This is a genomic window from Dichotomicrobium thermohalophilum (assembly GCF_003550175.1).
In the GTDB taxonomy this organism is placed as follows: domain Bacteria; phylum Pseudomonadota; class Alphaproteobacteria; order Rhizobiales; family Rhodomicrobiaceae; genus Dichotomicrobium; species Dichotomicrobium thermohalophilum.
The window spans coordinates 571,359-592,612 of sequence record NZ_QXDF01000001.1; the positions used below are offsets into that span (position 1 = coordinate 571,359).

The 21,254-nt window shown below is 65.0% G+C and carries 16 protein-coding genes; 10 read left to right on the plus strand and 6 right to left on the minus strand.

All coding sequences use genetic code 11. The annotated features are described in order from the left end of the window. Positions 1-28 precede the first annotated feature (28 nt). Positions 29-1,483: a M48 family metalloprotease gene (locus tag BXY53_RS02620; protein WP_119060375.1), complete on the minus strand. Its 1,455-nt coding sequence runs from the start codon at positions 1,481-1,483 to the stop codon at positions 29-31. A 197-nt stretch (positions 1,484-1,680) separates the two neighbouring features. On the opposite strand from BXY53_RS02620, the gene BXY53_RS02625 reads away from it, so the two are divergent. The 3 genes from BXY53_RS02625 (at position 1,681) to BXY53_RS02635 (ending at position 5,946) form a co-directional block, all read left to right on the plus strand. Continuing rightward, positions 1,681-2,853 carry a pyridoxal phosphate-dependent aminotransferase gene (locus tag BXY53_RS02625; protein WP_119060376.1) on the plus strand — a complete coding sequence of 391 codons (1,173 nt, stop codon included), beginning with the start codon at positions 1,681-1,683 and terminating at the stop codon, positions 2,851-2,853. A gap of 112 nt (positions 2,854-2,965) precedes the next feature. Continuing rightward, on the plus strand, positions 2,966-4,576 hold the full coding sequence (locus tag BXY53_RS02630; RefSeq protein WP_119060377.1) for a L,D-transpeptidase family protein: 1,611 nt from the start codon (positions 2,966-2,968) through the stop codon (positions 4,574-4,576). Between the two features lie 185 nt (positions 4,577-4,761). Beyond that, the gene (locus BXY53_RS02635; RefSeq protein WP_170144307.1) at positions 4,762-5,946 is read left to right on the plus strand and encodes a peptidoglycan L,D-endopeptidase MepK; all 1,185 of its coding nucleotides are present in this window, start codon (positions 4,762-4,764) and stop codon (positions 5,944-5,946) included. 4 nt (positions 5,947-5,950) lie between these two features. Here the strand turns inward: BXY53_RS02635 and BXY53_RS02640 are convergent, their stop codons facing one another. Next, entirely contained in the window at positions 5,951-6,403 is a 453-nt protein-coding gene (locus BXY53_RS02640) for a GatB/YqeY domain-containing protein (protein WP_245410335.1), read from the minus strand. Between the two features lie 285 nt (positions 6,404-6,688). Here BXY53_RS02640 and carA point away from each other — a divergent pair, with 285 nt between their 5' ends. Both carA and BXY53_RS02650 read left to right on the plus strand, forming a co-directional pair. Then, positions 6,689-7,993 (plus strand): glutamine-hydrolyzing carbamoyl-phosphate synthase small subunit, encoded by a 1,305-nt coding sequence (gene carA / locus BXY53_RS02645; RefSeq protein ID WP_119060379.1) that lies wholly within the window; start codon positions 6,689-6,691, stop codon positions 7,991-7,993. 11 nt (positions 7,994-8,004) lie between these two features. Beyond that, on the plus strand, positions 8,005-8,988 hold the full coding sequence (locus BXY53_RS02650) for a ChaN family lipoprotein (protein WP_170144308.1): 984 nt from the start codon (positions 8,005-8,007) through the stop codon (positions 8,986-8,988). A gap of 156 nt (positions 8,989-9,144) precedes the next feature. Here BXY53_RS02650 and ubiG read toward each other — a convergent pair whose 3' ends face one another. Next, positions 9,145-9,894, minus strand: coding sequence for a bifunctional 2-polyprenyl-6-hydroxyphenol methylase/3-demethylubiquinol 3-O-methyltransferase UbiG (ubiG, locus tag BXY53_RS02655; RefSeq protein WP_119060381.1), 750 nt, complete (start codon positions 9,892-9,894; stop codon positions 9,145-9,147). A 129-nt stretch (positions 9,895-10,023) separates the two neighbouring features. Between ubiG and BXY53_RS02660 the strand changes: the two genes are divergently transcribed. From BXY53_RS02660 to BXY53_RS02680, 5 genes are all read left to right on the plus strand, one after another. Beyond that, positions 10,024-11,274: an aspartate kinase gene (locus tag BXY53_RS02660; protein WP_119060382.1), complete on the plus strand. Its 1,251-nt coding sequence runs from the start codon at positions 10,024-10,026 to the stop codon at positions 11,272-11,274. A gap of 196 nt (positions 11,275-11,470) precedes the next feature. Further along, positions 11,471-13,735 (plus strand): phosphoenolpyruvate--protein phosphotransferase, encoded by a 2,265-nt coding sequence (gene ptsP, locus BXY53_RS02665; RefSeq protein ID WP_119060383.1) that lies wholly within the window; start codon positions 11,471-11,473, stop codon positions 13,733-13,735. Between the two features lie 41 nt (positions 13,736-13,776). Beyond that, positions 13,777-14,868, plus strand: a complete 1,092-nt coding sequence (gene prfA / locus BXY53_RS02670) for a peptide chain release factor 1 (RefSeq protein WP_119060384.1) — start codon at positions 13,777-13,779, stop codon at positions 14,866-14,868. Further along, positions 14,861-15,802 (plus strand): peptide chain release factor N(5)-glutamine methyltransferase, encoded by a 942-nt coding sequence (gene prmC / locus BXY53_RS02675; protein ID WP_119060385.1) that lies wholly within the window; start codon positions 14,861-14,863, stop codon positions 15,800-15,802. The genes prfA and prmC overlap by 8 nt, the downstream gene beginning before the upstream one ends. A gap of 423 nt (positions 15,803-16,225) precedes the next feature. Next, positions 16,226-16,852, plus strand: coding sequence for a DUF4167 domain-containing protein (locus tag BXY53_RS02680; protein WP_119060386.1), 627 nt, complete (start codon positions 16,226-16,228; stop codon positions 16,850-16,852). 153 nt (positions 16,853-17,005) lie between these two features. Here BXY53_RS02680 and BXY53_RS02685 read toward each other — a convergent pair whose 3' ends face one another. The 3 genes from BXY53_RS02685 to BXY53_RS02695 form a co-directional block, all read right to left on the minus strand. Next, on the minus strand, positions 17,006-17,779 hold the full coding sequence (locus BXY53_RS02685; protein ID WP_119061722.1) for a Bax inhibitor-1/YccA family protein: 774 nt from the start codon (positions 17,777-17,779) through the stop codon (positions 17,006-17,008). 152 nt (positions 17,780-17,931) lie between these two features. Continuing rightward, the gene (locus BXY53_RS02690) at positions 17,932-20,457 is read right to left on the minus strand and encodes an ABC transporter permease (RefSeq protein ID WP_170144309.1); all 2,526 of its coding nucleotides are present in this window, start codon (positions 20,455-20,457) and stop codon (positions 17,932-17,934) included. A 47-nt stretch (positions 20,458-20,504) separates the two neighbouring features. Then, positions 20,505-21,224: an ABC transporter ATP-binding protein gene (locus tag BXY53_RS02695; protein ID WP_119060388.1), complete on the minus strand. Its 720-nt coding sequence runs from the start codon at positions 21,222-21,224 to the stop codon at positions 20,505-20,507. Positions 21,225-21,254 lie beyond the last annotated feature (30 nt).

Sequence of the window (21,254 nt, forward strand, 5' to 3'; positions counted from 1 at the left end):
CCTTTCGGAATGATCGCTGTTCAAACACTTACCGCTGAGGCGGTTCGAAATTCACGATGTCGTCGGCCTTGACCCAGGACGCCGAATGCGGCGGAAAGCCGGCCTTGGCGCGTTCGGCCTGTTCCTTTGCAAGTTTCAGCTTGCCCTCGTAGAAATAGGCCTGCGCGGAGGCAAGTTCGGCATCGGCGATACGGCCGAGCCGGCCATAAGCGATGGCGAGTTGGCGATAGCCGGTCGCGGACTTGTCCTCGGTCACCAGCGCCTTGCGCAGATGGTCTACGGCAGCGTTGAGGTTGGGCTTCCCGCCCTCGGCCAGCAGCGCCTGGGCCAGCATGATGCGGATCAGCCCGGCATCGGGCGCCAGTTCCACGGCCTTCTTGAGCGGCGGGATCGCCTGCTTGACTTGCCCGCTTTCGAGCAGGAACTGCCCCTTCAACTCGCGGAAATACGGGTTGTTCGGCTGCGTCTCGATCAGGGCGTTGATCTCCGGCAGCGCCGCGTCGACGCCGGCGGCGAAGTTACGGGCAATGGCGCGGGCGTAACGTGCAGGCAAGCTGTCATCGGATTGCGGATACTTGTTGAAGACCGCCTGCGGATTGCGCTTGTTCATGAAGCCGTCGAGCTTCGCGCGTGCCAGCGCGTGGCGCCTGCGCAATTCCTTCGGGTCGCGCTTGTCGTAATAAGGGCTTTGCCGCACGAGCTGTTTCATCTGCTGAATGCGGTCGCGGGAGATCGGGTGAGTCCGTGAATAGGGGTTGACGACGCCGACCGATGCAAGCTCGCGCTCGGCGAAAAACTCGAGCACCTCGATCATGCCCCGGCCTGACTGCTCGGTGCGGTTCAGATAGGTCACCGCCGCCTGGTCCGCGGCGTATTCCTCAGCGCGGCGATAGGCCATGATCGTGTTCATGAGCGCCGTCTGTCCCCCCAGCGCGAGCGCCTGACCCGCTTGGGCCGCGTCACCGCCTGCGCCGGTCGCAGCGCCAGCGGCCGCCGCGGCGATACTGAGAAGCTGGAGCATGAGCGAGGCGCTCTGGGCGCGCTGCATCAGCGTGCGCAGCCGCGACAGATGCCCGCCGGCAATGTGGCCGGCTTCGTGCGCAATCACGCCGATGAGCTGGTTCGGCGTGGAGGCCTGCATGATCGCGCCGACATGAATGAACATGTTGCGGCCGTCGACCACGAAGGCGTTGAAGCTCTCCGAATTGACCAGATGGATGTTGATGTTCTGCGAACCGAGCCCCGCCGCTTCGAGGATCGGCCCGGCATAGTCCTGCATGAGATTTTCGATCTCGGCGTCGCGGATCAGTCCCTGCGCGGCGGCGGGCGATGCGCTGGCCGTGAATGTAAGAGCCGCCGTCAGAATGGCGGCAGTCCGGAGTTTCAGCGAGCGATGCCGTGCGGGACCGCGCGAAACGCGCGTCGCGGCAAAACGATCGCCTCTGCCGAACCATCGCCGTAAGCGGCCGAAATAAGCGAACATGGGCATCTCGAAATAGATTGTGTGGATTGCATCTGCGCGCCGCGTCTTGTCCTCGAAAACCTAGGGCACGGTTTTACGCCGGTCAACGCGCTCCGCGCCGCGCGCAGTATACGCAGACGATTAACATGGCGAGATTGACGAAAGCGTGACGGACAGCTTGGGTAACAAAACAGTGAACGCTTAGGAGCGGAAAGACGATGAGCGATCCCCAAATCTCGAGGCGCGCGCAGATCGACTCCTTCGTGGCGATGGATGTCATGGCCGAGGCGAACCGTCGCGATGCGGCGGGCGAGGAGGTCATCCATATGGAAATCGGCCAGCCGGCCAGTCCCGCGCCGGAAAAGGCGCGCGCGGCAGTGCGGCAGGCGTTGGACAGCGGCGCGCACGGCTACACAGATGCACCCGGTCTGCCGGAACTGCGTCAGCGGATCGCCCGGTATTATGCCGAGCGCCATGCGGTCGATGTTGCGCCCGAGCGGATCATCGTCACGACCGGCTCATCGGCGGGGTTTTCTCTCGCCTTCCTGATGCTGTTCGACCATGGGGCAGCGCTGGGCCTGCCGCAGCCTGGTTATCCCTGCTACCGGCACATCGCCAGCGCCCTCGGACTGCGGCCCGTCGCGGTCGAAGCGGGTCCGGTCGAGCACTGGATGCCGACGCCGCGGGCGCTGGAGGAGGCGGCCGGGCGCGTCGATGGTCTGAACGGCCTGATCGTTGCCAGCCCGGCCAACCCGACCGGGACCATGCTTGGTCCATCGGACATGGCCAACCTGATCGACTATTGCCGTTCGCAGGGCATGTGGTTCATCTCCGACGAGATCTATCACGGGCTGGAGCACACGATCGAGGCGCAGACGGCGCTGCGCTTCTCAGACGATGCGATCGTCATCAACAGCCTCTCCAAATACTACTGCATGACCGGCTGGCGCATCGGCTGGATGGTCGTGCCGGAACGGCTGATCCGCACGGCCGAGCGGCTTCAGCAGAATCTTTACATTTGCGCGCCGACCCTGTCGCAGATCGCGGCGACCGCCGCCTTCGACGCCACGGAAGAACTGGACCAGATCAAGGCGGGCTATGCGCGCAACCGGGAGCACCTTCTGTCCGTCCTTGGCGATGCCGGCTTCGGCGAACTGGCCCCGGCGGACGGCGCTTTCTACATCTACGCCGATGTCAGTCACCTGACCAATGACAGCCGGGACTTCGCGGCCCGAGCGTTAAGCGAGGCTGGCGTGGCGATAACCCCCGGCATCGACTTCGACCCCGAGGGCGGCCATCGCTATGTCCGTCTATCCTATGCCGGCAACCTGGCGGATATGCAGAAAGGGGCGGCGAAGCTCGGCGGGTGGATTGGATCGCTGCGCGCATAAGCTGTGCATGGGCGACACAGACCGGGGCGAACACGCACAATTTATCGGCGACGGATAGCGGCCGGGGCAGCGATCGGCTATCGTCCCGACGAAACGCAAATTGAGGGGTGCGATGCTGAGAGGTCTCTTTTCCGCCCTTGCCGTAGCGGCGGTTGCCTTTGGCGCGATGCCCGCGCAGGCCGTGGAGCCGGGCGCGCCGAAAGAGCTTATCAGCCGGATGGACGCCGTGGCCTTCAAGCTGCAGGCACGGTTGAGCGAGCGCTTCAAGGACATTTCCCAGGCCGAGAAGCGCGAACGCGGCGGTATGGCCGAGTTCTACGCCGAAAGCGGCTACGAATTCCTCTGGGTGAACGAGCAGGGTTTGAACGACCGCGCGCGGGCCGTTGCGGATGTCGTCGCGCGCGCCGAAACTTTTGATCTGAACCCGGAAAATTACCCGCTGCCCGAAGCGGACGGCTTTGCCGCGGCCGAGGGGCGTGAGGCGCAATGGCTGGCAAACGCCGAATATCGCATCAGCCGTTCAGTGCTGGCATATGCGCGGCATGCGCAGTCAGGCCATCTCGATCCGCGGTCGATCAGCCGCAACCTCGATATCACGCCCGACGCGCCTGATCCGCTCAAAGTGCTGCGCGGGCTGGCGGCGAGCGCGGATGTCGCGGCGTACCTGGAGGGCTTCCACCCGTCGCATCCGCAATTCGTCGGGTTGCTGGAGCGCCTGCGTGAACTGCGCACCGTTGCACAGCGCGAGCCGGTGCGGATTCCCGACGGCGACCTGATCGAACCTGGCGACTCGCACCCGCATGTACCGCTCGTACGGAAGCGGCTGGACGTGCCGAACACCGTTGCGCCCGAAACCTATGACGAGACCCTCGTCGCCGCGATCCGCAGATTTCAGAGAAAGAATGGTCTGCATATCGACGGACTGATCGGTCCGGCGACGCGCCGTGCGCTCAACCGCAGCCCGGCTGACAAGATCGACACCATTCGGGTCAACCTTGAGCGCTGGCGCTGGTTCCCGAACAACCTGGGCGAGAGGTATGTCCGGGTCAACGTCCCGGAATTCAAGGTCCGCCTTGTCGAGAACGGGGACACGGTGTTCGAGGAGCGCATCGTCGTGGGCAAGCCGCGGCATGCCACGCCGTCCTTCTCCGACGAGATGGAACTGGTTGTCTTCAACCCGTACTGGAACGTGCCGTACTCGATCACGAAGAACGAGATCCTGCCGATTGCGCAGCGCAACCCGAGTTATCTGACGCGGCAGAATTTTCAGGTGCTCTGGCGGGGGCGCCGCCGCGTCGATCCGTACGAAGTGGACTGGGACCGCGTGGATGCGAGCAAGGTGCGCCTGCGTCAGTCTCCGGGACGAGGCAATGCGCTCGGCGAAATCAAGTTCCTGTTCCCCAACAAGCACTCGGTCTATCTGCACGACACGCCGTCGAAGCACCTGTTTAACCGCTCGCGGCGGGCTTACAGCCACGGCTGCATGCGCGTACGTAACCCGCGGGATTTCGCGGCCGCGATCATGCGCACGGAAGGCTGGAGCAAGCAGTCGATCTCGCGAGCCATCGAGCGCGGCAACAACCGCGCCATCCGGTTGGAGCAGAAGCTGCCGGTCCACGTGACCTACTTCACGGCTGCAGTCGCCGAGGATGGCGGGGTCCGGTTCTTCGCGGATATCTACAAATACGACGACCGCATTCTGGAGGCGCTGGAGGCGAGCTAGCCGCCCTAATCCTGCGGTGTCCCTGAGAGATGCGGCACCCCGTCGCGGCAGGCGGGGTGGCGGCGTCCGCCATGTTTTCCCCGCAATTTGCGGCAATTACTCCCCGTTAAGTATGAACGTTTAAAACGATGGGTATTCAGGTGCTTGCAGTGGGAGCAGGCGCCGGCGTTGCCCACGGGGACCGGATGTTCCGCGCGTTTCGCAAGCTCTTCCAATCCATTTGTCTGACGCTTGTTGCCGCTTGGGGCATCCTGCTGGCGGCGGCGGCTGGCGTGGACGCGACCGAGCGCCGCCTGCAGATTTACAGCGTCAACACGAAAGAGAGCATCGACGTCGTCTACAAGCGCGACGGTGAGTATATCCCCGAGGCGCTCGACAAGATCGACTGGATCATGCGCGACTGGCGCCGCGACGAAAAGACAAAGATGTCGCGGGAACTGATCGACCTGATTTGGGAAGTGCACCAGCAAGTGGGCTCGAAGGAACCCGTACACCTGATATCGGGCTATCGCTCCCAGAAGACGAACAACATGCTGCGACGGACCAAGGGCGGCCAGGCGCGCAAGAGCCAGCATATCCTCGGCAACGCTGCGGATGTTCATTTCCCGGACGTGCCGGTCAAGCGGTTGCGCAACGCCGGGCTGATCCGTCAGTATGGCGGCGTCGGCTACTATCCGACTTCGGCCATCCCGTTCGTGCATCTGGACGTTGCGCGCGTGCGCCACTGGCCAAGGCTCCCGCGGCAGGAACTGGCGCTGCTCTTCCCTTCGGGCAAGACGAAACATGTGCCTGCGGATGGCCGGCCGCTGCGCAAGAAAGACGTGAAGGTCGCGCTCGCCAAGCTGGAAAAGGAAGGCAAGCCGCTGCCCTGGGCCACACGGCAGCAACTCAAGCGCGCGCCGCGCCCGATCCTCGCCAGTCTCGGTCCCGCAGTTTCGGGCTTCAACCTCGGCGAGGCCACAGAGCCAGAGACGGTTCAGACGGCGTCGGTTCCGACACCGCCCGAAGAAATACCGGCCGCGCCCGAACCGCGCACGATCGCCCGCGCCAGCGTCGCCAGCGCGCCCGCTTATGACGAAGAGCACGCCGACGAGCTTTATTACCAGCCTTTCCCGCTCATGCCGATGATCGCGGAGGCGAGCATTGCGTCGATGGATTTCAGCCGCGACACCGACGGCATCCTGAAGAAGGTGCACATGTTCTTCGACGACGGCAGCGGCAATCTGCCGATCGGCTTCGAGTCCGGGCTGCAATATGGGGAGTTGTACTGGGCGTCCCGGTTTTCCGGGCGCGCGGTCAGCCGTGTCTTGACGGACCGCCGGGCCGAAGCAGCGCCGTCGCCGAAGCGCGCGCGCCTGGCGCAACGGTGAGCCGTCACTTCAGCATTTCGCGCACGTAGCGGCTCGCCTTGGCGAAGTTCATCTTGTCCTTGTAGCGCGCCTTGAGCGCGTTCATGGTGCGGCCAACGTCCTTCAGGCCGGACGCTCCGATCTCCCGCACCACTTTCTGGCATTCTTGGCGGGTCTGCGGCTCGTCCAGCTCCTGCGGCAGGAAAGATTTGAGGATCTCGATCTCGTCCAGTTCCTGCTGCGCCAGCTCCAGCCGCCCGGATTGCTCGTAATCGTGCGCCGCCCGGCGCCGTTGCTCGACCATCTGCTGCAACAACTCGACGACATCGCCCTGGTCCAGGCTGCCCTCGCCATTGGCGCCTTTCGCCGCGGAGCGATCGTGGATGGCCGCGTTGATCAGCCGCAGCGTATGGATGCGTCGCTTGTCACCGGCCGCAATGGCTTCCTTCAGCGCGCGGTTGATTTCGTCGCGTATCATTGGTGTCCAGGCTGACGACAGCCAGTCCTCTCTCTTGCCTTGACATTGGGGGATGTACGCGGCTGCCGAAAATTCGGCAAGAGCCCGCGCGCGGCGCAAGGCCGTCGCTGCTGAAATGGTTGTCCGGGTGCGCGCTCTGGCGCCCTTGACCCCGTCCAGTCCCCTACGTACCTTCCCCACAATGCCCGATGAATGGCGCGAACATGGCGACGTTCGCCGCGCCGGTCAAGCCGTCTCAGGGGCGCGTTGCGCCTACCGTTAAGAGACCCGTAGCAGGAAAACCGCATGACCGATCACCCGACCGATCCGTCCCCGCTCGGTGGCCATTTGCCTGCGAGCGGCCCCGCTGCTGCACGGCCCAGACATGGGCTTCCCGTCCGCGCAACTGCGGTTCTCGTGCTGTCTGACGGTTCGGTCATTCGCGGGGCGGGACTTGGCGCCACCGGGCAGGCCTGCGGTGAGGTCTGCTTCAACACGGCGATGACCGGCTATCAGGAAATTCTCACTGACCCGTCCTATGCCGGGCAGATCATTACCTTCACCTTTCCACATATCGGCAATGTCGGAACCAACGCCGAGGACATTGAGACGTCCAACCTGGCTGCCAGCTCCGGCGTGCGCGGCTGCGTGCTCCGGGCCAACATCACCGACCCATCGAACTACCGTGCGACGCGCGCGCTTGATGACTGGCTGCGTCAGCGCGGCATCATCGGTATCGCCGGCGTGGATACCCGCGCGCTGACGGCACTGATCCGCGAGCGCGGGATGCAGAACGCCGTGATCGCGCATGACCCGTCCGGTACCTTCGACATGCACGCGCTGAAGACGGAGGCGGAGGCCTGGCCGGGTATCGAGGGCATGGACCTTGCGCGCAACGTCACCTGCGGCCAGAGCTACCAGTGGGACGAGACTATCTGGCGCTGGCCGGACGGCTACGGCCGGCAAACGCAGCCGACGGCGCACGTTGTTGCCGTGGACTACGGGCTGAAGCGCAATATCCTGCGCTGTCTGGCGACGACGGGCTGCCGCGTGACCATCGTTCCGGCGACGACGAGCGCGGAAGATATCCTCGCGCGCGAACCGGACGGAATCTTCCTCTCCAACGGTCCCGGCGACCCGGCGGCGACGGGCGAATATGCGGTGCCGGAGATCAAGAAGCTGATCGACTCGGGCAAGCCGCTGTTCGGCATCTGTCTTGGCCACCAGCTTCTGGGGCTCGCGCTGGGCGGTCGCACCAAGAAGATGCATCAGGGCCACCACGGCGCCAACCATCCGGTCATGGACTACACCACAGGCAAGGTCGAGATCACGTCGATGAACCACGGCTTCGCGGTGGACCGCGACAGCCTGCCCGCCGGTATCAGGGAGACCCATGTTTCGCTGTTCGACGGCAGCAACTGCGGGATAAGGGTGGAGGATCGGCCCGTATTCTCCGTGCAGTATCACCCGGAAGGTTCGCCTGGGCCGCAGGACAGCCATTACCTTTTCGTGCGCTTCATGAACATGATCCGCGCTGGCCGCGGGGAACCACAACTGCCCGAGGTCTGGGATCACCGTACCGGCCCTGAGACCGCCGTGCCGCAAGAATGACGAGAACGCCCATGCTGCGCTCTTTTCTTGCCGTCCTCGCGCTGACATGGGCGATGGCGACACCGATGCAGGCCGCCGAACCATGGACCGACTGGCAGGCGCCGATACACGCGGATAGCGAAATGGCCGGAACGGTGTGGGATGCGCGCGCCGGCGCGACGATCGACCCGGCTGAGCTGATCGACCGGCTGGCGCAGGCCCGCTTCGTGCTGATCGGTGAAATTCACGACAACCCGGACCACCACCGGCTGCAGGGCTGGATCATCGCGCGGCTGGCGATGGCGGGCGCCTCGCCGGCGGTCGTCATGGAGATGATTTCCCGGGATAAGGCAGAGGCGCTGTCCGCCTATCTGGCGCAGCCGGAACCCACGGCTGCGGGGCTCGGCCCGGCGCTGAACTGGGGCGAGTCGGGCTGGCCGGAATGGCAATTCTATCAGCCGATCGCAGAGGCGGCGTTCGCGGCCGGGCTGCCCATCGGGCCTGGAAACCCGCCGAGCAACTTGACGCGCCAGACGGCTGAGCAGGGCTTCGACAGTCTCGGCAAAGCGCGCAAGGCCGAACTTGCGCTCGACGAGCCGCTTTCCCCAGCGCTGTCCGACGCGCTGATGGACGAACTCTACGAGGGCCACTGCCAGATGCTTTCGCGCGAAAAGCTGGCGCCCATGGCGAAGGTCCAGAGGCTGCGCGACGCCTTCATGGCCGAGGGGATGCTTACGGCGGAGCGCGAGACGGCCTTGCTCATCGCCGGGAACGGCCATGTGCGCGCGGACCGGGGGGTGCCGTGGTATCTGCGCCGACGCGCGCCTGAGAGCGACGTGGCGGTGGTGGCGCTGGTGGAACTGGACGGCGAGCGCGCCGCGCCCCGCGATTACGTCGAGACCGGCCCGGACGGAACGCCGATCGCGGATTTCTTTTGGCTGACGCCGCGCGCCGAGCGCCCCGACCCATGTGAGCAGATGCGCCAGATGATGCAGCAGCAGAGCGGCGGCAATTAGAGCGCTTGTCGCTCCGACAGAAATGCCCCGACATTTCGTCTTTGCAGGACTTGATCCGGCAATCCAGCTTCTAAGCTCACTGGCCGCAGTAATGGATGCCCGTGTCAAGCACAGGCATGACGTTGATCTAGTGGCTCCTTATGATCAAAAACTGTTCTAATCGGACGCTGGCCTGGCGGCGGACATGAAATAGTTGACGCCGGTATCATCCGACAGCCGCCATTCCCGCGTCAGCGGGTTAAAGGTCAGCCCGCGTGTCTCCACCACGCGCAGCCCGCTCGCGCGCAGAGCTTCCGCCAACTCATCCGGGGTCACGAAGCGGTCCCACTGATGCGTCCCGCGCGGCAGCCAGCGCAGCACGTATTCGGCGCCGACGATGGCCAGAGCGAATGCCCTGGCGGTGCGGTTAATGGTCGACAGCAGCATCAGCCCGCCGGGCCGGAGAATTGAGGTGCAGACGTTGATGAACGCCGGGACATCCGGCACATGCTCAACGACTTCCAGTGCGATCACCGCGTCGAATTGCGCGCCCTCGGCCGCAAGGTCTTCCACCCGCGCGGCGCGATAGTCGATCTCCAGTCCGCTATCAGCGGCATGGGCGCGCGCCGCCGCGACATTCTCCTCCGCCGGGTCGATGCCCGTGATGGACGCGCCCAGGCGAGCCAGCGGCTCCGATACAAGGCCACCACCGCAGCCGATATCGGCGATGCGCAGCCCCTCAAGCGGCTCCGGCGCGTTGCGGTCCCGTGCGAAATGGAGCACCAACTGCTCGCGGAGGAAGCGCAGCCGCTCCGGCCCTATCGCGTGCAGCGGCGCGAATTCGCCTTCCGGGTCCCACCACTTCGCCGCGAGCGCGCGGAACCGCTCGACCTCGCGTTCGTCCAATGTACTGTCTGACTGGCTCATGCGCGGAAGGGTAGCAGATGTGCGCGGAGCCCGCAGCTTTGGCCGCTGTGGCCCACTTGCAGCAGTCGCCGCGCATGCTATAAGCGGAACGCATTTTGATCGCGGTGCAGGGCGAAAGAGGCAGGTGTCTTGGCGCGACTGGTTATGAAATTCGGCGGGACGTCGGTTGCGGATGTGGAGCGCATCCGCAACGTGGCGCGGCATGTCCGGCGCGAAGTGCAGGCGGGGCATCAGGTGGCCGTCGTTGTTTCGGCCATGGCCGGGCAGACAGACCATCTCGTCGGATTAGTGCGCGAGGCTGCGGCGCGACATGATCTTTGCGAGTATGACAATGTTGTCGCCGCCGGCGAGCAGGTGACGAGCGGCCTGCTGGCCATTATCCTCCAGGACATGGGCATCCCGGCCCGCTCGTGGCTCGGCTGGCAGGTGCCGATCCGCACCAACGAAGCGCACGGCGCGGCGCGCATCATGGATATCGAGTCGGACGCGCTGCGCGAGAGCCTGGGTCGCGGCGAGGTCGCGGTGGTTGCAGGCTTCCAGGGCATCGCCGGGGATGGGCGCATCGCCACGTTGGGCCGCGGCGGTTCTGACACCAGCGCGGTGGCCGTCGCGGCAGCTTTGAAAGCCGACCGCTGCGATATCTATACCGATGTCGACGGCGTCTACACGACTGACCCGCGCATCGTGCCAAAAGCCCGCCGGATTCCGAAGATTTCCTATGAGGAAATGCTGGAAATGGCGTCACTCGGCGCGAAGGTTCTACAGACCCGCTCGGTCGAACTGGCAATGGTCCACGGCGTGCCGCTGCAGGTGCGGTCCAGTTTCGCGCCGCCAGAGACCGGCGGCGATGACTGGCCGGGAACGCTCGTATGTGATGAGAGTGAGATCATGGAACAGCAGGTTGTAAGCTCGATCGCCTATGCGAAGGACGAGGCCAAGGTCACCCTGCTCAATGTTGCGGACAAACCGGGCGTTGCCGCGCGTGTGTTCGGCCCGCTTGCGGCAGCGAACATCAACGTGGACATGATCGTCCAGAACGTCTCGGAGGACGGCCGCTACACGGACATGACCTTTACGGTGCCTGCGGGGGACCTGCGCCGCACGCTTGACGTTTTGGCGACCGCGAAAGACGAAATCGGATATTCGGATTTGCGCGGATCGGAAGATGTTGCCAAACTGTCAATCATTGGGGTGGGGATGCGCAGCCATGCTGGCGTCGCGGCACAGATGTTCCGCGCGCTGGCGGAAAAAGGCATCAATATCGAAGCGATTTCGACTTCGGAGATAAAGGTCAGTGTTCTCATCGATGCAGACTATGCCGAACTCGCGATCCGCACCCTGCACAGCGTCTATGGGCTGGATGCGACGGAAACGGCGTAAAATTTGACGGAAGTTATTGAGCGTTCGCCCCGCTCATGTGTTTTCCCATATCAACGATAAGAAAGGGCGGCGGCGCATTTGCCGCATCGTGAGGTTTCGGCCGCGTCTAGGGGCGGGCGAAGCCAGACGGCGCTCGCGACCTGGATGACAGACCGCCATGACAGCGGCCAATTCCACGCAAGGAGACACCGGGCGCATGCCTTGGAGACTGAGCGCACCACGGGTCCTGCTACGGCGGCTGCGCGAGGCCATGGCCAATTCCCCCGGCGGCAAGGTCAGTCTCGATGCCATCGTGGAGTTGGTTGCCGCGAACCTGGTTGCCGAAGTCTGCTCCATTTATATCAGCCGGTCAGACGGGGCACTGGAGCTTTACGCCACACAGGGCCTGAAGCAGGAGGCCGTGCATAACACGCGGCTGAAGCCGGATGAGGGCCTTGTCGGCCTGATCGCCTCCAGCGCGCGGCCGGTGAATCTGCCGGATGCGCAGTCGCATCCCGCGTTTTCGCTGCGGCCCGAGACCGGCGAGGAGAGTTACAGCTCGTTCCTCGGCGTGCCCGTGCTGCGCGGTGGACGGACGCAGGGCGTGCTGACGATCCAGAACGTCCATCCGCGCAAATACACCGACGAGGAAGTCGAGGCGCTGCAGACGATCGCCATGGTGCTGGCGGAGATCATCGGCTCCGGCGCCATCGAAGGCGTCAGCCCGACCGAGGCCGACCCGCGCCGCACGCAGACGCAGTCTGCCGAGGGCGTCGTGCTGTCTGAGGGTATCGCGCTGGGCCACATCGTGTTCCACGAGCCGCAGGTCATGGTCACGCGGCTGATTTCCGACGATCCGGCCAGTGAGCTGAGCCGGCTGGAGATGGCGGTCGAGCAGCTGCGCAAGAGCGTCGACGAGATGCTGGAGCGCCGCGATGTGCCCCTGACGGGTGAGCACCGCGAAATCCTGGAGGTCTACCGCGTCTTCGCCCATGACGAAGGCTGGCTGCGCCGGCTGCGCGAGGCGGTGAATGCCGGCCTGACGGCCGAGGCCGCCGTCAAGCGCGTGCAGAACGTCCAGCGCGATCAGATGCTGCGTCACCGCGACTCGTTCTGGCGCGAGCGGCTGCACGACATGGACGACATCGCCAACCGGTTGCTGCGGCTGCTGGCCGGGCGCAACGAGACGGCGGCAAGCGAGGAACTGCCGAAGGACACGATCCTGGTCGCGCGCACAATGGGCGCGTCGGAACTGCTCGACTACAACCGCGAGAAGCTGCGCGGGCTGGTACTCGAAGAGGGAGGGCTCACCAGCCATGTGGCGATCGTTGCGCGTGCGCTCGACATCGCGGCCGTTGGTGAGACGGAGAACGTGCTGACGATGACCGCGCCGGGCGATGCAGCGATCCTCGATGCCGAGCAGGGCGTGCTGCACGTTCGGCCGAGCGGTGATCTGGTCAAGTCCTACACCGACAAGGTGCGCTTCCGCGCGCGGCGTCAGGCGCAGTATGCCCGGCTGCGCGACCGGGAGCCCCGCACGCTCGATGGCCAGCGTATCTATCTGCGAATGAATGCGGGCCTGCCGATCGACGTACCGCACCTGGTGGATAGCGGCGCGGACGGGATCGGCCTTTACCGTACTGAGCTGCAGTTCATGATCTCGTCGAACCTGCCGCGGCTGCATCAGCAGATCCGAACCTATCAGGAGATCATGGACACGGCGGACGACAAGCCGGTGGTGTTCCGTACGCTTGATATTGGCGGGGACAAGGTTCTTCCCTATATACGGCATACACACGAGCCAAACCCGGCTCTGGGCTGGCGCGCCATCCGCATTGCGCTTGATCGGCCGGCCCTGCTGCGCACCCAGATGCGGGCGCTGTTGCGCGCCTGTGCAGGGCGCGACCTGCGTATGATGATCCCCTTCGTTACGGATGTCGCGGAACTGCGCGAGGCGCGCGGCTACCTGAACAAGGAACTCGCGCACGCGAAGCGCCACGGCTATGAGTTGCCGCGCGAAGTGCATATGGGCGCCATGATCGAGGTGCCGTCGCTGCTATGGCAGCTTGACGAGATTCTGCCCGAGGCGGATTTCATATCGGTCGGCAGCAACGATCTGTTTCAGTTCCTGTTCGCTGCGGACCGGGGCAATGCGAATGTCGCGGCGCGGTTCGATCCGCTGTCGCTGCCGGGTCTGCGCGTGCTGCGCCAGATCGCGGAAAGCGCCGAGCGCCATAAGGTGCCGCTGACGCTGTGCGGTGAGATTGCCGGACGCCCGATCGAGGCAATGGCGCTGATCGGGCTGGGTTACAGGTCGATTTCAATGTCGGCGGCCTCGATCGGTCCGGTCAAGGCGATGGTGCTTGAGCTTGATGCGCAGAAGCTGGAAAGCTATGTGCTCGAGTGGCTGGAGACCGGCAATCAATCCATTCGCGCACGGCTGCGGGACTTCGCCGAGGCCAACAACATTCCCCTTGGCTGACCCGCGCGTGGAACGCGCCATTAGAGACGCAACCTGAAAACATGCCAGAGATTTCGTCCGAGAAGCTCGATAGGCTCGTGGAACGCTGGGAGGCGGTCCAGTCCGAGCTTGCCTCTGCACCGGAGCAGGAACGCTTCGTGGCGCTGTCGCGGGAGTTCGCCGAACTCGACCCGATCGTGGAGGTGATCCGTGACCTGCGCGGCGCGGAGGACGAGCTTGCGCAGACCGAGGAATTGCTGGCCGCGCCGGACACCGACCCGGAGATGGCAGAGCTTGCGCGCGCGGAACAGGCCGAGCTGCGCGAACGTATCGAGGCGCTGCAGAGCGATCTGCAGATCAAGCTGCTGCCCAAGGACGCCGCCGACGAGCGCAACGTGATCCTCGAGGTCCGTGCGGGGACCGGGGGTGACGAAGCGGCGCTGTTCGCCGGCGACCTGTTCCGGATGTACCAACGCTACGCCGAGGCGCACGGCTGGTCCGTTCAGGTGCTCTCGGCGAGCGAATCGGAAGTTGGCGGCTACCGTGAAATCATCGCTTCGATCTCCGGGAAAGGCGTCTATGCGCGGCTGAAGTTCGAGTCCGGCGTGCACCGCGTCCAGCGTGTGCCCGAGACCGAATCGGGCGGGCGCATCCACACCTCGGCGGCGACGGTTGCTGTGCTGCCGGAAGCCGAGGAGATCGATATCGAAATCCGCAACGAGGACTTGCGTATCGACACCATGCGCTCTTCGGGCGCGGGCGGCCAGCACGTCAACACCACCGACAGCGCCGTGCGCATCACGCATCTGCCCACCGGGATCGTTGTAACATCATCGGAGAAGTCGCAGCATCAGAACCGGGCGCGGGCGATGCAGGTGCTGCGCGCGCGGCTGTTCGACGAGGAGCGGCAGCGCGCCGAGCAGGAACGCGCGGCCGAGCGCAAGGATCAGGTCGGCTCGGGCGACCGCTCCCAGCGCATCCGCACCTACAACTTTCCGCAGGGGCGCGTGACCGACCACCGCATCGGATTGACGGTGCACAAGCTGTCGCAGGTGCTGGCCGGCGACGGGCTGGACGAGATCATCGACGCTCTGATTACCGATTACCAGACGCGCCAGCTCGCGGCGATGGATCAGCAGGAAAGCTATGCGTGAGTTGGCGGCCGGGATCGCGGTCGAGGCAGCGCGGCAGACGCTCACGCGGGTGTTTCGCGAAGGCGGTATCGTTACCCCGGCGCTGGACGCGCGGCTGCTGCTGATGGCGGCCTGCGGCGTGAGCCATGCGGAGCTGATTCGCCATCCAGAGCGCGTGCTGACGGAGGATGAGCGCACATGCCTCGTGGCGTGCGCCGCGCGTCGGCTGGGCGGCGAGCCCGTCTCACGCATTCTCGGTAGCCGCGCGTTCTGGGGGCTGGAGTTTCGCGTGGTACCCGAAACGCTGGATCCGCGCCCGGACACCGAGACACTGGTCGAGGCCGTACTGGCTGCGCTGCCCGAGCGCGACGCCCCGCTGCGTCTTCTCGATCTGGGAACGGGCACGGGATGCATCCTGATCGCGCTCCTGAGCGAATGTCCCGGCGCGACTGGAATCGGGACAGATATCAGCCAAGCTTCGCTTCTAAACGCCCGCGAGAACGCGCGGCGGGTCGGTGTCGCGAGCCGGGCGCACTTCCTGCAGGGGGAGTGGCTGCGGGGGATCGGCGGCAGTTTCGACGTGGTTGTCTCGAATCCGCCCTATATCGCGCGGGCGGAGCTTGCCGGCCTGAGCCGGGAGGTGCGCGAGCATGACCCTGAAGCTGCGCTTGATGGCGGCGCCGACGGGCTGGATGCGTACCGAGCGATTCTTGGCGACATTGACCGCGTGCTGAAACCGGGCGGCTTTGCGGCTTTCGAAGTGGGACGGGGCCAGGCCGCAGCGGTGAGTGCGATGATGGCCGATGCCGGACTCGTGCCGGCGCTGCCCCATGGTGTGGCCGTCGTGCACGATCTCGCCGGCATCGAACGCGCGATCGTCATGCAGCGGCCGGAACGCGGTGGAATGGCAAAAAAAGAGTTGGAAAGCCGCGCCATTCGCGCTAGCCTAATCTAAACATCGCGGGCGCCAATTTGCGCATGCGGTCCCGATGGACCCTGTTCCCGAGCGCCGCCCGAGCGGTCAAGCAATTCGCCAAGATAACGTGTTACCGGTGTTCAGCAGAGCGAGCTGTAGAACGGCCGTGAGGTGATCGGACCCGGGCAATCGGATGACGCGGCCGACGAACGCCACAAGTTTGTCAGCACCTGATCAGGGTAACGGCGCGCCATTGCGGCATGTGACGCAGCCAGCTTTCAGGACGTTCCGGCGACGATGAATGCATAAGCCATCACCCGAAGGCATGAAACGGTGAGCAAGCCGTAATCCCAACGCACGCCTGCACCTTTTGGCAGGGACCGGCGTCATTCACCTTGGCGCGTCGAGCGCTTTGCGCGAGCGCGTCAGATCGTTTGTGGCAACAACCCAAGACAGGAGCCCATGAGGCAAGGACAGCAAAACCGCAGGGGGCGCAACCGTAGCGGCCGTAAGCCGCAGAGTGCGCTGACGCGCAACTTCGAATCCAACGGACCCAACGTGAAAATCCGCGGCACGGCCGCGCACATCGCCGAGAAGTATCTGGCGCTGGCGCGTGATGCGTTGTCGTCCGGCGACATCATCGTGGCCGAGAGCTACTTCCAGCACGCGGAGCACTATAACCGCATCATCATGGCGGCGCAGGCCGAGCGTCAGAACGGCGCCGAGCGGCCAGCGCAGCAGAGTGGGAACGGTCGCGATCACGGCGATGATTTCGATGTGGACAGCGCCGAGGAAGAGCCGGCGCTGGCCGGCGATGGCGCGGCACAGCCGTCTGCGGCCGCCGAGGCGGAACAACCGCAGGCCAACCGCCGCCGCAAATCCGGTAATGGTTCCGGCAATTCCGAAGCGAAGGCTGAGGGAAGCGGCAGCGAGGGACAGAAACAATCGCGCGGCGCGCAGGCTCGGCGCAAGCGACAGAAGGTCGAATCGACCGGCGCGCGCCAGAAGGCGGCCAAGGCCAACGGTGCCAGCGCGAACGGCGCAAGCGCTAGCCCTGACGACAGCGCATCGGAAGGCTACTCGGCGTAGTCCCGCGCGAACGGCGGCTCACCGGCGCGCCGTTGCTTTTTCAGCGCATGAAATAAAGGGGCCGTTACCAGCCCCTCTTTCCGATCTCGCGAATCTGCGTCCGTCGCTGTGAACGCGCCAAGGCCGCACCACCGGCGACGATGGCCGGTGCGCCTACTCGCGCTGACCGAACAGCGACAGCAGCATGATGAACAGGTTGATGAAGTCGAGATAGAGCCGCAGCGCGCCCATGATCGCCTTGCGGCCGGCGACGGCGGTGCTGTCGCCCTCGAAGTACATCTCCTTGATCTGCTGCGTGTCATAGGCCGTCAGGCCGGCGAACACGAGAACACCAATCACCGAGATCGCGAACTGCAGGGCCGTCGAGCCGATGAACAGGTTCACGACCGCGGCGATGATGATGCCGATCAGGCCCATGAACAGGAATGAACCCCAGCCGGACAAGTCCTTCTTCGTGGTGTAGCCCCACAGGCTCAGCGCGCCGAAGGCGGCGGCGGAGATAAAGAACACCTGCGCGATCGAGCCGTGCGCGTAAACAAGGAAGATCGACGACAGCGACGCGCCCATCAACGCGGCGAAGATCCAGAACGCCGTCTGCGCGCCGGACACGCTCATCTTGTGCACGCGCGCGGACAGGTAGAACACCATGCCGAGCGGCGCGAGGAACACCACCCACTTCAGCGGGCTGGCGAACAGCGCGTAGCCGAAATCGGTCAGGTACAAGCCGTCGCGCACCTGTGCGGCCGCGCCAGCGGCGGTCGGCTGCACGGCGAAGGTATAGAGCGCATAAGCCACGAGGCCGGTGATGGCAACGCCAGCGGCCATGTAGTTATACACTTGAAGCATATAGGACCGGAGGCCCTCGTCTATGGCCTCCTGAGCGCCAGTGCGCGCGTAAGTCGCCTGGTTCCTGTCGAAATCCGCCATCTGTGTCATTCCCCTGTTGAAACCAAAGTCACGTGGCCGTCCGGCCGGGAAAACTGGCTCGCGCTATTAATATGTTTTGATCCAGGTCAAAAACAAGTGTCATCGCACCGCAGACCAGCCGATTTGCGACGGAGGTCTTATGCCGCCGCCGCTCATTCACTCCGCAGGTAGGGCGCCGCCTTGGCGCCGAGCACCTGTAGCGTGCCGATCGAGCCGAAGATCACCATCAGCAGAACCGCAAGCACGCCCGCCTGCACCAGCGCCAGCGCCGAGAAGGTGAAATCCACGCCCAGCACAAATGTTACCAGCAGCCATGCGCCAGCCGCGCCCAGGCCGGCCGCGAACACGGCCACGGCAACGGCCATGAGCACGTATTCCAGGATGTGCGCCATGACGATATTCCGCCGCTGCGCGCCAAGCACCTTCAACACGACCGCTTCGTAAACACGCCGTCGCTGCACCGTGGCGAATGCGCCGGCCAGTACGATCACGCCGGCGATCAGGGTCAGGCTCGCGGCAACGCGGATTGCTGTCATCACCTGCTCCAGCACGCGCCCGACGGATTGCAGCACGTCGCGCACGGTCACTGCCGTGACGGTCGGGAAGTTTGCCGTGATCGCCCTAAGCGCCGCGTTCTCGGCCTCCGCGTTGCGTCCTTCGGGCCAGTTCAGGGTTGCCAGCACCCGGTAGGGTGCATTTTCCAGCGCGTTCGGCGAGAAGATCATCACGAAGTTGATGCTCAGCCGCTCCCAGGCGACGGTGCGGAGGTTGGCCACGCGCGCGGTGATCTCGCGGCCCAGCACGTTGACCGTCAGCGTATCGCCGACCTCTATCCCGAGTTGGCGGGCCAGTTCGTCCTCGAAGGAAACCAGCGGCTCGCCTTCATGGTCCGGCCCCCACCACTCGCCGGCGACAACCTCGGAATGTTCCGGCAGCTTTTCCGAATAGGTGATGCCGCGATCGCCATCCAGCACCCATTGCGCGTCCTGCGGCGCGTCGATCTCGCTTGTCGGCGTGCCGTCGATCGCGGTGATGCGCCCGCGCAGCATCGGGGCGGTGTTCAGCTCGGCCGAGGGCGCGTTGTCGGCAATGATGCGGCTGAAGTCAGAGAAACGCTCCTTCGGGATGCCGAGGAAGAACTGGCTCGGCGCATTCTCGGGCAGATCAGTCTGCAGTTCGCCGCGCAGCGAGGTGTCGGTCAGCGCGATCATGGTCAGCAGCGCCAGCCCCGCACCGAGCGACAGCGCCAGCGTGATGGTCAGCCCGGCCGGCCCCCCGATATTGGCCAACGCCAGCGCCATCTCGGGCTGGCGCGGACGCGGGGTGCGCGCTGCCAGTCCGCGGATGAGCCGTCCGACGCCCAGAAAGATCGCGAATACCACCCCGATGCCGACAACCGTGATCGCGGCGATCAGCCGGACCTCCGACAGCCAGATCGCCAGACCGGCCAGTGCCAGGGCGCTCATCACCGAGCCTGTGATGAAGGCGCGCGGCGGCCAGCTCTTCTGCTCGGTGATTTCCTCGCGCAACAGCTCAGCAGGCCGGATCTGCCCGGCGCGGCCCAGCGGCCACAGAATGAAGGCAAGCGCCGTTAACAAGCCATAGGCCGCCGCCAAAACGAGCGCCCCGGGCTGTAAGCTCAGGTCGATCTGGATCGGCAGCAAATCGGCAAAGGCGCGGTCCAGCACGATCGGGATCAGCGATCCGGCGATCAAGCCGACGACGATCCCGAGCGCTGCCACCATCAGCACTTGGAGGGCGAACGAGGTCAGCGTCAGGCCGGTTGACGCGCCGATCGCCTTGTAAATGGCGGCAGACTTACGCTTCCGGGCCACGAAGGCCGAAATCGCATTCGCCACGCCGATGCCGCCGATCAGCAGCGCCGCCAGCCCCACCAACGTCAGGAAGCTCGACAGCCGGTTGACCGCGCGGGTGATCTGCGGCGACGGGTCGGTGCGGTCGCGCACTTCAAAGCCGCTGTTCTCAAGCTCGGTGTCGATGGCCTCGCGGAAAGCGGCGATGCGTTCCTCGTCCGCACTCGCGGGGAAAGCGACGCGGTAGCGCCAGTCGATGAGCGTGCCGGGGGCGAGCAGGCCGGTGCCTTGCAAGGTCGGGATGGTCGTCAGCAGTCGCGGTCCGAACGCTGCGCCGCCCGACAGACGGTCCGGCTCCAGCGCGATCACCCCGGTGATCTCCAGCAGGCTCTCGCCCAGCTTGACCTTATCGCCGACTTCAAGATCGAGCCGGTCCAGCAACCCCTGCTCGACGACCGCCGTGTTGGGCTCGGCCAGCGCCTCGCGCAGCGACCGATCGCCTTCAAGTTCGAAGTTGCCGTAGAGGGGATACGCCTTATCCACAGCCTTTACGCCGATCAGCACCTGCGCGTCGCCATCGGGCCGCAGCCCCATCGCCCGCATGGTCCCGACCTCGCTGACCGTGCCGAAGCGCGCGAACACCGCGCGCTCTTGTTCGTTGGCGCGGCGATGCACGACCGATGCCGCCACGTCGCCGCCGAGGATAATCTGCCCCTGGCGGGCAATGCTGTCCTGGAGCGCGCCGGTGACGGTGCCGACCGTGGCGATCGCCGTGACACCAAGAGCAATGCAGAGAATGAAGACATAGAAACCGGACAGGCCGCCGCGCAGCTCACGCAGGGCAAGACGTACTGAAAGTGGCATTGGCAGCCGTGTTTGCCGAACGGCCGGAGCGCTGGTGGAGATGCTCGTCATGTCGCCGCAGCCATCAGCGGGCTTTCCTTGGTCATGCGCCCGTCCTCGATGCCCACGACCCGGTCGCATTTCCGTGCCAGCGTCAGGTCATGCGTGATGAGCACCAGCGTCGCGCCATGTCGCTTGCGCAGCGCGAACATCATGTCGACGATCGCCTCGCCCGTGGTGCCATCGAGGTTGCCGGTCGGCTCGTCGGCGAAAAGAATTTTCGGCTCCGGCGCCAGCGCCCGGGCGAGCGCCACGCGCTGCTGCTCCCCGCCCGACAGCTCCGCGGGGAAGTGGGTCAGGCGATGATCCAGCCCGACCTCGCCCAGCACCGCTCCCGCACGATCGAAGGCATCGGCGCGGCCGATGAACTCCAGCGGTAGCGCGACATTCTCGATCGCCGTCATGGTTGGGACGAGGTGAAACTGCTGGAACACAATCCCGATGTTCTCGCCCCGGATACGCGCCAGCGCGTCCTCGCCCAGCGCGCTGAAATCATGGCCGGCGACCCGCACCTGCCCCGAGGAGGCGCGTTCCAGCCCGGTCATCACCATCAGCAGCGTGGACTTTCCCGAGCCGCTGGGGCCGACGATGCTCACCGCCTCGCCGGTGGCGATTTGCAGATCGACGCCGCGAAGGATGTCGACACGTCCGGCGCGGCTCGATAGCGACAGGTGGACATCCTGCAGATCAATGACCGGCGGGCGCGGCTCGGGACTTGTTTGTTGCACGGAAAATCGCTCCTTATGTTGCGATCAGGA